This is a genomic window from Nostoc sp., assembly GCF_036918015.1.
GTDB lineage: Bacteria > Cyanobacteriota > Cyanobacteriia > Cyanobacteriales > Nostocaceae > Nostoc.
This window is the reverse complement of the sequence record NZ_JBALEO010000011.1, coordinates 75,809-86,397: the sequence shown is the minus strand read 5'-3', so window position 1 is coordinate 86,397 and position 10,589 is coordinate 75,809. Positions and strand designations below refer to the sequence as shown.

General features: G+C 44.2%; 11 protein-coding genes. 9 read left to right on the top strand and 2 right to left on the bottom strand.

The annotated features are described in order from the left end of the window. Positions 1-190: 190 nt before the first annotated feature. Positions 191-2,107, bottom strand: coding sequence for a squalene--hopene cyclase (gene shc / locus V7K61_RS03210; RefSeq protein WP_335050900.1), 1,917 nt, complete (start codon positions 2,105-2,107; stop codon positions 191-193). 160 nt (positions 2,108-2,267) lie between these two features. Between shc and V7K61_RS03205 the strand changes: the two genes are divergently transcribed. The 3 genes from V7K61_RS03205 to V7K61_RS03195 all read left to right on the top strand — a co-directional run bounded on the left by V7K61_RS03205 (position 2,268) and on the right by V7K61_RS03195 (position 4,029). Continuing rightward, the gene (locus tag V7K61_RS03205; RefSeq protein ID WP_335050899.1) at positions 2,268-3,491 is read left to right on the top strand and encodes a glycosyltransferase; all 1,224 of its coding nucleotides are present in this window, start codon (positions 2,268-2,270) and stop codon (positions 3,489-3,491) included. Between the two features lie 119 nt (positions 3,492-3,610). Further along, a complete protein-coding gene (locus V7K61_RS03200; RefSeq protein WP_335050897.1) occupies positions 3,611-3,805 on the top strand; it encodes a hypothetical protein in 195 nt (64 codons plus the stop codon). Next, positions 3,778-4,029, top strand: coding sequence for a nucleotidyl transferase AbiEii/AbiGii toxin family protein (locus V7K61_RS03195; RefSeq protein ID WP_335050905.1), 252 nt, complete (start codon positions 3,778-3,780; stop codon positions 4,027-4,029). Before V7K61_RS03200 ends, V7K61_RS03195 begins: the two co-directional genes overlap by 28 nt. A gap of 245 nt (positions 4,030-4,274) precedes the next feature. On the opposite strand, the gene V7K61_RS03190 is transcribed toward V7K61_RS03195, so the two are convergent. After that, a complete protein-coding gene (locus V7K61_RS03190; RefSeq protein ID WP_335050895.1) occupies positions 4,275-4,625 on the bottom strand; it encodes an ArsR/SmtB family transcription factor in 351 nt (116 codons plus the stop codon). Between the two features lie 80 nt (positions 4,626-4,705). Between V7K61_RS03190 and trxA the strand changes: the two genes are divergently transcribed. From trxA to V7K61_RS03160, 6 genes are all read left to right on the top strand, one after another. Beyond that, positions 4,706-5,029: a thioredoxin gene (gene trxA, locus V7K61_RS03185; RefSeq protein ID WP_012412473.1), complete on the top strand. Its 324-nt coding sequence runs from the start codon at positions 4,706-4,708 to the stop codon at positions 5,027-5,029. Positions 5,030-5,211: 182 nt separating this feature from the next. Then, a complete protein-coding gene (locus V7K61_RS03180; RefSeq protein ID WP_335050892.1) occupies positions 5,212-6,006 on the top strand; it encodes an SDR family NAD(P)-dependent oxidoreductase in 795 nt (264 codons plus the stop codon). Positions 6,007-6,207: 201 nt separating this feature from the next. Continuing rightward, positions 6,208-7,320 (top strand): alkene reductase, encoded by a 1,113-nt coding sequence (locus tag V7K61_RS03175; RefSeq protein WP_335050889.1) that lies wholly within the window; start codon positions 6,208-6,210, stop codon positions 7,318-7,320. A gap of 125 nt (positions 7,321-7,445) precedes the next feature. Then, positions 7,446-8,111: a nitroreductase family protein gene (locus V7K61_RS03170; RefSeq protein WP_335050887.1), complete on the top strand. Its 666-nt coding sequence runs from the start codon at positions 7,446-7,448 to the stop codon at positions 8,109-8,111. 143 nt (positions 8,112-8,254) lie between these two features. Beyond that, a complete protein-coding gene (locus V7K61_RS03165; RefSeq protein ID WP_335050885.1) occupies positions 8,255-9,544 on the top strand; it encodes an MFS transporter in 1,290 nt (429 codons plus the stop codon). 144 nt (positions 9,545-9,688) lie between these two features. Continuing rightward, positions 9,689-10,576, top strand: a complete 888-nt coding sequence (locus tag V7K61_RS03160; RefSeq protein WP_335050883.1) for an NAD(P)-dependent oxidoreductase — start codon at positions 9,689-9,691, stop codon at positions 10,574-10,576. Positions 10,577-10,589: the final 13 nt, after the last annotated feature.

The window sequence follows — 10,589 nt, the reverse complement described above, 5'->3', positions numbered from 1 at the left end:
GTGATTTTTTGACTTCCACCCTTATACACAACTTCTCTTTTTTGTCAATTTTCTGATTAAGAAAGATGTTTATAATGGATAGCTTTTTAAGGGGGATTTAGGGGGATCTAGAACATTTTGTTACCGAGAAGAAAACTTTTCAAATATCCTTTAAGGTAGCATAGGTGTGCTACCTTACTAAAAACGAATATTAACCTTCTTTAATCGCTGTTTGATAGCGACCTAGTGCGATTAAAGGAAAGTATTGTTGATACAGATGATACTTGAGATAAAAATGGCAAGGGAAGCCAGTACCTGTAAAGTCTGCCTCAAACCAAGTACCATCGGGCTGTTGAGTTGTCACCAAATAGTCAATTCCCCGCTCGATCGCATCAAGAGCTAATTTACCTGTTGCTTCACCTGCGGCCAAAAGGCCAATTAAAGCCCAAGCAGTTTGAGATGCAGTACTATTTCCTTTGCCTTTGAGACTAGGATCGTCGTAGCTGCGGCAAGTCTCGCCCCAACCACCATCTGGGTTTTGGCATCCAACTAACCAAGCTGCTCCTCGTTCTATACTTTTTTTATGCCTTTGAGGATCAATTAACGCCAAAGCTGATAAAACGCCACTGGTTCCGTAAATATAATTTACACCCCAACGACCAAACCAACAGCCTTCGGTTTCTTGTTCGCGCAGAAGATAAGTAAGCGATCGCTCCAAATTATCACTATCAATTGACAAATCACAAGCACCAAGCATTTCTAGTACCCTAGCGGTAACATCTGCGGTGTTTGGATCGATCATCGCTTTCAAGTCGCCGTATGGGATGGAGTTAAGCCAATCTTGATCGTTATCCAAATCAAAAGCAGCCCACCCGCCTGCTTTACATTGCATAGATGCAATCCAGTTTAAGGCACGAGCGATCGCAGCTTGCTTAATTTTTTCATTAGGGAGTTTCGCCAAATGTAATGCCATCACCACCACCGCCGAGTCATCTACATCGGGATAAAAGCGATTCTCAAACTCAAATGCCCAAGCCCCTGGTTTTCCTTGGCGATTTTTGACAGCCCAATCACCGTAATCCAAAATTTGTTTTTGCAGCAACCATTCTCCAGCCTTTACTACAGCTGGATGATCTGGTGCAAAACCAGATTCTACCAAAGCACGCATCACCCAAGCTGTATCCCAGACGGGTGAAACACAAGGCTGTACCCGGTAACTATTCTCGGTTTCAATGGCAAAGTTATCAATTGCTTGCAAACCTCGTTCCACAATGGGATCGTTTCGGTCATAATCCAGACACCGCAAAGCTAGCATTGAATTCAACATTGCCGGAATAATGCCGCCACAATCGCCTGTAGCTTCTTGGCGCTCTAAAATCCATTTTTCGGCGGCTTTGATACCTTCTTGGCGGAAGGGTACTAAATTAAGGCTTTCTGCCAACTTGAATCCTCGATCGAGGGTAAGGAATAAATCTGTCCAATCGCCACTTTGGGGTAATTCCCACTGGACTCGATCGATACCTTCAGCATATAGCTCATCTAGGTTGATCGCTGAGTTGGTGAGAAAAACAGGTTTGCGATCGCATACAATCAACAACGGTACTGTACTAGAACGTGCCCAGCTAGACATCTCGTAGATATTCACAGGGAAAGCTTTTGGCAACAGCATTACCCAAGGTGGTAGCGAGGGAATACCGCGCCAGTTGTAGCAGCCAATCAAAGCTAAGTGCAACTTGGTAAAAATCCGAGTTTTGCTGATTCCACCTCGTTGCAGAATAAAAGTTTTCGCTCGAACCATCGCCGGATCGGTTGCTGGCACACCTAACAGCCTCAGCGCCATGTAGGCTTCAACCGAGGTGCTAATTTCTCCGCCGTCACCGTAGAAAAGTTCCCAGCCGCCATGCTGCCGTTGCTCTTGACGCAAATATGCTTCAACTTTGTCCAAAGGTCTGGTTTGGTCTGTTCCCCAAATTTTATGCAGGAGAACGACTTCAGCAGTGATGGTGACATTAGATTCTAACTCTGCCCACCAGTAACCTGCCGGATTTTGAATCGAAAGCAGATATTCTTGGCTAGCTGCGATCGCTTCTGCGACTTGATTGACTTTTACCCTGTCTTGTGTTTGCATCAAATACTATCTAACCTCAACACCCAACACTAGTTTTGAATCCGGCAATCCGATAAAAAATTTTTCCTATATCAGTAGACATAGTATTGTGTCTGAGTCACTGAAAATTTGCAATAGGTCATTCTTTTTTTGAATTTTGAATTGGAGCGAAGCGACGGTCATGGATGTAATTGTATTAGGATTGATGCTGTTATCCTTGACAATTTGGTTAGGATTACTGTGTTTTTGGGGACAGTTTTGGCGGACAGACCAGCAATTAGAGGTTACAGAAACTCAGCTACAATCGTTACCTGTGGTTTGTGCCGTCGTTCCAGCCCGTAATGAAGCTGAGTTAATACCAACTAGTTTGCGATCGCTCCTACTTCAAGATTATCCTGGTTCTTTCAACGTGTTTTTGGTAGACGATCGCAGCACAGACCGGACAGCAAATTTTGCCGAAGGGGTTGCACACGCTGTTGGGAAACCCCAGCAATTGCATATTATCTCAGGTGAATCACTGCCTGCTGGTTGGTCGGGGAAACTTTGGGCAGTTGAGCAAGGTATAAAGAGCGCTAGTAAATTTGCACCCGATTATTTTTTGCTAACCGACGCAGATATCGAACACGATCCTGGTAATCTCCGCCGACTCGTTGCTAAAGCTGTGCAGGAAGATTTAGATATGGTTTCGGTAATGGTGCGACTCAGATGTGAAAGCTTTTGGGAAAAACTTTTGATTCCAGCCTTCGTCTTTTTCTTCCAAAAACTTTATCCTTTTCGCTGGGTGAATAATCCCAACAATCCCACAGCAGCAGCCGCTGGGGGATCTATTTTAATTGCCCGTGAAGCTTTAGAGCGAATCGGCGGTATTCAAGTCATTCGCCAAGCTTTAATAGACGATTGCGCGTTGGCTCAGGCTGTTAAGAGAGGGACTAGGGAAGAGTTTTCCCAATCCCCAGTACCCAATACCCAGTACCCAATCCCCATTGGACGTATCTGGCTAGGATTGAGTAGCTTGACTCGTAGTTTGCGTCCTTATGACTCGCTAGCGACAATTTGGGATATGGTTGCTCGTAGTGCTTATACCCAATTGAATTATTCGCCATTACTACTATTGGGAACTTTGGTAGGAATGCCTCTGATTTATTTAGCTCCTCCTATATGTGTGATTCTGGGTGCAGTTTGGAGCAATTGGGCGATCGCATTTACGGGTTTATTAGGATGGTTGTTAATGACTTTCGCTTACTACCCAACGATCCGTTTTTATAAATGTTCTGTCTGGTTCGCTTTTAGTTTACCTGCGATCGCTTTTCTCTATACCCTGATGACTCTAGACTCAGCCCTACGTCACTGGCAAGGGCGCGGCGGTGCTTGGAAAGGAAGAGTTTATCCCGTAAAATCCAAATAAGCCAAAAGTGGTTATTTAAAATAGTTATCAAAACAGACAATCAATCCAAACTCTAGAATCCGTTCTCAAAACCTTAATCAGTAGTGAAAAATCCCAGTTATCAAAGGTGAAAAACAGCTATGGTGTTAGATGAAATTCAAATGGATATTGATTTTAAGGAATTTTCAGATTATTTAGACTATTATTCATCAACTGTAGAAGGGACAAAACCTTTATCTGATTTTATTGATATTTATTACAAATTTACTAAAATTAAAAACTTCAACCCTAAACACTTAGCACGGAAATTATTGCCGAAACTCGTTTTCAACTAGACCCACCAAGATATCTAAAGTGGTCACTCGTTCCCTGCTTAAGCTTTAATGACTGTTTTACCTCTAAGCTGCTGTCAAGTTCTGACCGTTACGCCGATGACAGCGTTGAGGCAAGAGATTTAATCGATCTAGCAATTCTTAGGCTGCGATCGCCAATCCCTCAAGTATCAATTGAGAAGGCTGAAAAAGCATATCAGGTTATGCGCCCTTTGGAAAGAGCGTAGGCGTAGCCCGTCGTAGACATCGCACTCTTTCAGGAAAGACCAGATTACAGGGAAAAATGCTTTCTCGGTCTGCAAGTCGATCGATCTCAGATACCCAAGATTATCGATGGTATTGATTTACTCTCTACAGATTTAGGTTTATCTCACACTCCAAGGACTTTTCAAGAACAACATGATATCTTTGCTGATTTAGAAACACAAATTGAAAAACGAGCAGATTCTTAAACAGATCATGCCCAATACCCCTAAATCCTTGAAGCTGTTTGTTTAGTACTGGCGGGTTCAACAGGTAATGGTTGAGCGGCTTTCAATACTGCATCCAGCAACCCTGGAAACAGCACCTCTAAATCTTCACGCCGCAAAATGTTTATATGGTGTGTTCCTTCTTTGCGTGTAAAGACTATCCCCGACTCCCGCAAAATCTTGAAGTGGTTGGACATCGTAGACTTAGCGATCGCAAAATCAAACCTCGCACAGCATTGTTCCCCCTCAGTCGCCAACAGCCGCACAATTTCTAGCCGCACGGGATCGCCCAATGCATACAACACGCCTGGTAAAGAAATATTTTTTCTATCTGGATGATAAAGGAATCTCATAGTTGCATTATCTCATCAGGTGGCATATATTTTTATTATTCGATATTATCGAATTATAGAATTAAGTAGGAAGGCAATTTATGTCATCCATTACAAACGTCACAGAAGCCACATTCAAGCAAGAAGTCTTGGAAAGTGAAATTCCGGTATTAGTGGACTTTTGGGCACCGTGGTGCGGCCCTTGCCGGATGGTCGGCCCAGTCGTCGATGAAGTTGCTGCTGAATACGAAGGACAGGTGAAATTTGTGAAGTTGAACACAGATCAAAATCCTACTGTCGCTAGCCACTATGGAATTCGCAGCATTCCGACATTGATGGTTTTTAAAGGAGGTCGCCAGGTCGATACTGTCGTAGGGGCGGTTCCAAAAACTACCTTGAATAAGACCTTAGCACAGCATCTTTAATTTGAGTGCTGAGTGCTGAGTTAGGAGTGGTGAGTGGTGAGTTAGGAGTTAGGAGTTAGGAGTTAGGAGTTAGGAGTGAGGAGTGAGGAGTTTTATTTATCCCCCTCATCTCCCTCATCTCCTCTACTTCCTAGTCCCCAGTGCCCTGCTCATTTTGTTTCAACTAATGGGGAAAGAGCGAAATGGACTTGAAATTGCATGGTAAATCCGCCCTAGTAAGTGGTTCAACCGCAGGCATTGGTTTGGCGATCGCTCTTGGGTTAGCTCAAGAGGGTGCATCAGTAATTGTCAACGGTCGGTCTGAAGAAAGAGTAGCTCAAGCGATCGCTAAAATTAAGGATTCTACACCCGACGCGAAAGTTTCTGGTGTTGTTGCTGACGCAGGCACTGCATCAGGGGTAGAGAAACTCATTCAAGAGGTTCCTCACGTTGATATACTCATAAACAATGTGGGTATTTATGAGCCAAAAACCTTCTTTGATATTACTGATGAAGACTGGTTAAAGATATTTGAGGTGAACGTCCTCAGTGGAGTCCGTTTGAGTCGGCAATATCTGCAAAAGCAGCTAGAGCAAAACTGGGGGCGGATAATTTTTATCTCCAGCGAATCTGCTATTCAGATCCCAGTGGAAATGATTCACTACGGCACAACTAAGACGGCGCAGCTAGCTATTGCCAGAGGTCTAGCAGAAATGACTGTGGGCACTGGAGTTACAGTAAACTCTGTCCTACCAGGGCCAACTCGTTCAGAAGGAGTTGAAGAGTTTATCACCAACCTGGCACAGGAACGTGGTATTAGTCCCGATCGAGTTGAGGCGGAGTTTTTTGAAAATGTGCGTCCAAGTTCCTTGATTAAACGCTTTGCAACTAATGAAGAAGTAGCAGCGATCGTAGTTTACCTTTCTAGTCCCGTAGCATCGGCAACTAATGGTGCAGCTTTGCGGGTAGATGGTGGCGTTATTCGGTCGATTGTTTAGTATTTGAACCACAACCGCATAGTCTATTTACTTGAAATAGCTGTAATGCGCTGCACGCAAAATTGGGTATGAGGAAAACTCTTTCCTTATTCTCCCTCGCAGATGCGGGGTTCCAAATTTTGAATACTTCTCCTGGCGGAGAGGCTACGCCAACGACAAGCTCAGTACAAGTTTTGAATTTTGAATTGGAGCGAAGCGACCGTGACTACTGATATCAACTTATTTTCTCCTTACCAATTAGGAAATCTGGAACTACCTAACCGGATAGTAATGGCTCCCTTAACCCGAAACCGGGCAGGTGAGGGAAACGTGCCACACCAACTGAATGCTACCTACTACACTCAACGTGCTTCCGCCGGACTGATTATTTCTGAAGCAACACAGGTAACTCCTGAAGGACAAGGCTATCCCGCGACACCAGGAATTCATTCACTAGAACAGGTGGAAGGATGGAAGTTAGTAACCGATGCCGTACATCAGCACGGAGGCAGAATTTTTCTGCAACTATGGCACGTAGGCAGGATTTCTCACCCTGATTTACAACCGAATGGAGTTTTACCTGTAGCACCTTCTGCCATTACTCCTAAAGGTGAGGCTGCAACTTATGAGGGGCCAAAACCCTTTGTTACGCCTCGTGCTTTAGAAACTTCGGAAATACCACAGATAGTCGAACAGTACCGTCAGGGAGCCGCAAATGCCCTAGCGGCTGGGTTTGATGGCGTGGAAATTCACGCAGCTAATGGTTATTTAATAGATCAGTTTCTCCGCGATCGCACCAATCAACGTACAGATAAATATGGAGGTTCTATTGAGAATCGTACCCGATTCCTGTTGGAGGTGACAGAGGCGGTAACTAGTGTGTGGGATTCTAACCGAGTTGGGGTACGTTTTTCTCCCAGTGGGACTTTTAACGATATCGGTGACTCCAATCCTCTGGAGACATTCGGTTATGCAGCTCAAGCGTTGAACCAGTTTAATTTGGCATATCTGCATATTTATGAGGCAACAGAGGCAGATATTAGACATGGCGGGATAATAGTACCCACTAGTCATATACGCGATCGCTTTACAGGTACTCTCATCGTCAATGGTGGTTATACTCGTGAAAAAGGCGATGCAGTACTGGCAAATAAAGCAGCAGATTTAGTTGCCTTTGGCACATTATTTATATCAAATCCCGATTTACCCCGACGCTTGGCTTTGAATGCACCACTAAATGAACCAAATCAAGCAAGCTTTTATGGCGGCGGTGAAAAAGGATATACAGACTATCCATTTTGGTCGCCTGCTAGTGAAGCAGTAGCTAATGCGTAATTCGTAATCCGTAATTTGTAATTGTCCCTTGCGAATAATTTTTGTTTTTGTTTCATGAATAAATAAATTCGCTTGTATGCTAATTACGAATTATTTGGTCATAATCCAACTATCAGGAGAATCTCATGAGTTCCATCATCCAAACCCAACCTTTAGATGTACCCAGTGCGATCGCTCAACGTCGTTCTATCAAAACTTTTAAAACAGACCCCATCACCCCAGAACTACTCAAGCAACTAGTAGAGCTAACCGTGGCTGCACCCAGCAGCTATAATATCCAGGACTGGCAAATTATTCTTGTGCAAGATGAAGCACAAAAGGCCGCACTATCAGCAGCATCTTTTAATCAACAGCAAATTGTTCAAGCACCAGTTACCTTTGTGTTTGCTGCTGATGCAACTGCATCTGAAAAAAACTTGAACCCGATAATTGAACAGGCTCTTGCAACTGGGGCATGGAATGAAAGCACAGCTAATTATTTTAAAACTGCTATTCCGCAATTTCAAGAAACACTGGGAGACAAACAACGGGAGTATGCGATCAAAGATGCCATTATCGCTGCTACCCATTTGGTGTTAGCAGCAGAAAGTTTGGGATTATCCACTTGTTTTATGAATGGTTGGATTGAGGATCAGGTAAAACAAGTGATTGGTGCAAGAGATAATCCAGATTTAGCGATCGCTGTTTTAGTTCCTGTTGGCTATGCAGCAGAACCACGCTTAAATCCCGGTCGTTTGCCATTCTCCTCTAACGTCTCTGTGGATAGAATCGGTAATGCTTATGCAGGGTAACTTTTCCTAAATTGTTATGGGGCATTGGGCAATAGTTAGAGAGACGCGATAAATCGCCGTCTCTACAAGGAATTTATTTATCAATTATTTATTGACAGACTACTATTCCCCAATCCCCAATCCCCAATCCCCAGTCCCCACTCATGTCTCTAGCCTCCTTCCTAGCACGTCGTTCGTTCCACTATGGCTGGATCGTAGCTGGTTTAACATTCCTAGCCTTGCTGGTAGCAGCCGGAATCCGCTCTGCTCCTGGAGTTTTTATAGTGCCTCTCGAACAAGAGTTTGGCTGGAGTAGAGCAACTATATCTTTGGCAATCTCCATTAACTTAGTACTCTACGGATTAATTGGCCCTTTTGCTGCCACAGTTATGGAGCGAATCGGCATTCGTCGGATGATGGTATTCTCACTTGCCATCATTGCGCTGGGTGTCGGTTTAACCACTTTAATGTCAGCTTCCTGGCAACTAGTTTTGCTGTGGGGTGTAGTTGTCGGTTGTGGTAGCGGAGTTATCGCCCTAGTTTTAGGTGCTATTGTCGTCAATCGCTGGTTTTTGGAAAAGCGGGGTCTAGTTCTGGGCATCTTAACCGCCAGTACAGCCACGGGACAACTAGTGTTTCTGCCCATTTTGGCCTCAATAGCCGATCGCTTTGGGTGGCGAACTGCGGCTCTGGCTCTGACTGGTGCAGCACTTCTAATTATTCCAGCGATCGCAGTCTTTATGCGCGATCGTCCGGCGGATGTCGGTTTGCGAGCCTTTGGCGACAATAGCGAAACTGTGGAAGTGTTGCAGCCCAAAGTCAATTCCATCGCCTCCACTCTTAACGCTCTCTGGCTGGGAATGCGTAATCGAGACTTCTGGCTATTATTTGGTAGCTTTTTTATCTGTGGTGCCAGCACAAATGGGTTAATTGGAACTCATCTAATTCCCGCTTGTATTGACCACGGTATCCCGGAAGTCAAGGCTGCTGGACTTTTGGCAATCATGGGACTATTCGATTTTTTTGGAACCACTATGTCTGGTTGGCTATCTGACCGTTGGAACAATCGCTACTTATTGTTCTGGTACTACGGATTGCGGGGTATATCTTTGATTTTCTTGCCCTTCAGTTTTAACTTTTCCTTCTACGGACTTTCCATTTTCGCCGTCTTCTATGGACTTGATTGGATTGCTACCGTACCACCGACAGTCCGTCTTGTTGCTAACATCTTCGGTAAAGAAAATGTCGGCGTGATGTTCGGTTGGATTGTCGCCGGACACCAGATTGGTGCAGCCACAGCAGCATTCGGAGCCGGAGTGTTGAGAACTTGGACGGGAAGTTATTTACAAGCGTTTATTTTATCAGGCGTTCTCTGTTTAATTGCCGCAATTTGTGTACTGCAAATTGGTCAAACTCCCACTAAAAGTAATTATCTTGTAGAGAAGAATTTGTAGAGTGTGCGTAAGTCTTTATAACTTGCTTGTTAAGCTTATCCGTGGTTTGATATAGTACGTTAGCTCTATCGAGTTAAAGTAGTTTATTGACGACTCAATTACCTGAATTAACTTGTCAGCCACGAAATAAATATAAAACTTTCCATGCCTATCCAAACTATTGGTATTTTAAGTCCGGGTGATATGGGACAAGCGATCGCAGCTGTTCTCAATCAACATGAATTGAAAACTATTGCTGCCCTAAACGATCGCAGCGAACGGACTCGGCAATTAGCAGCAGCAGCCAACATTCAAGATGTGGGTTCTCTCACACAACTGGTAATTGAATCTGATGTGGTGTTGTCAGTTCTTGTTCCCGCAGCGGCTACCCAAGCAGCGAAGCAAGTAGCTGAGGCGATTAGCAATGTGGGTAAATCTATTCTTTACGTTGACTGTAATGCGATCGCACCCCAAAAAGTTATAAATATCGCTCAACTCATTGAATCAGTTGGCGGAACATTCGTAGATGCATCAATTATTGGCCCACCGCCGCGAGTTCCCAATCGCACCCGGATTTACACTTCAGGAAAACAAGCAAATCAACTCCTACAACTGCGAGATTATGGCTTGGATGTGCGGGTGATTGGTGAGGAAATTGGTCAGGCTTCCGGGTTGAAAATGTCTTACGCAGCCCTGACAAAAGGACTTACAGCAATCGGCACAGAATTACTAATTGCAGCCCATCGCTTAGGTTTGGATAAAGAATTATGGGATGAAGTGTCTAGTAGTCAAAAAGAACTTGCTAGCATTTTAACCCGTTCTATTCCATCGATGACACCGAAAGCCCATCGTTGGGTAGGAGAAATGGAAGAGATTGCAGAAACCTTTAAAGAATTGGGTCTAACTGAGCGCATTTTTGACGGAGCCGCTGACGTTTACCGTTTGGTGAAAGACACCTCCTTGGGTAAAGAAACACCAGAAGAGTCTAATCGCGATCGCCCCTTGGATGAAATCATTACAATCCTCTCCAATGAAGCAATTTCCGATACCTAATCTTGAGTATTTA

Coding starts and splice junctions, on each gene's coding strand:
- shc (WP_335050900.1), bottom strand. CDS start 2,107: ATGCAAACACAAGACAGGGTAAAAGTCAATCAAGTCGCAGAAGCGATC.
- V7K61_RS03205 (WP_335050899.1), top strand. CDS start 2,268: ATGGATGTAATTGTATTAGGATTGATGCTGTTATCCTTGACAATTTGG.
- V7K61_RS03200 (WP_335050897.1), top strand. CDS start 3,611: ATGGTGTTAGATGAAATTCAAATGGATATTGATTTTAAGGAATTTTCA.
- V7K61_RS03190 (WP_335050895.1), bottom strand. CDS start 4,625: ATGAGATTCCTTTATCATCCAGATAGAAAAAATATTTCTTTACCAGGC.
- trxA (WP_012412473.1), top strand. CDS start 4,706: ATGTCATCCATTACAAACGTCACAGAAGCCACATTCAAGCAAGAAGTC.
- V7K61_RS03180 (WP_335050892.1), top strand. CDS start 5,212: ATGGACTTGAAATTGCATGGTAAATCCGCCCTAGTAAGTGGTTCAACC.
- V7K61_RS03170 (WP_335050887.1), top strand. CDS start 7,446: ATGAGTTCCATCATCCAAACCCAACCTTTAGATGTACCCAGTGCGATC.
- V7K61_RS03165 (WP_335050885.1), top strand. CDS start 8,255: ATGTCTCTAGCCTCCTTCCTAGCACGTCGTTCGTTCCACTATGGCTGG.
- V7K61_RS03160 (WP_335050883.1), top strand. CDS start 9,689: ATGCCTATCCAAACTATTGGTATTTTAAGTCCGGGTGATATGGGACAA.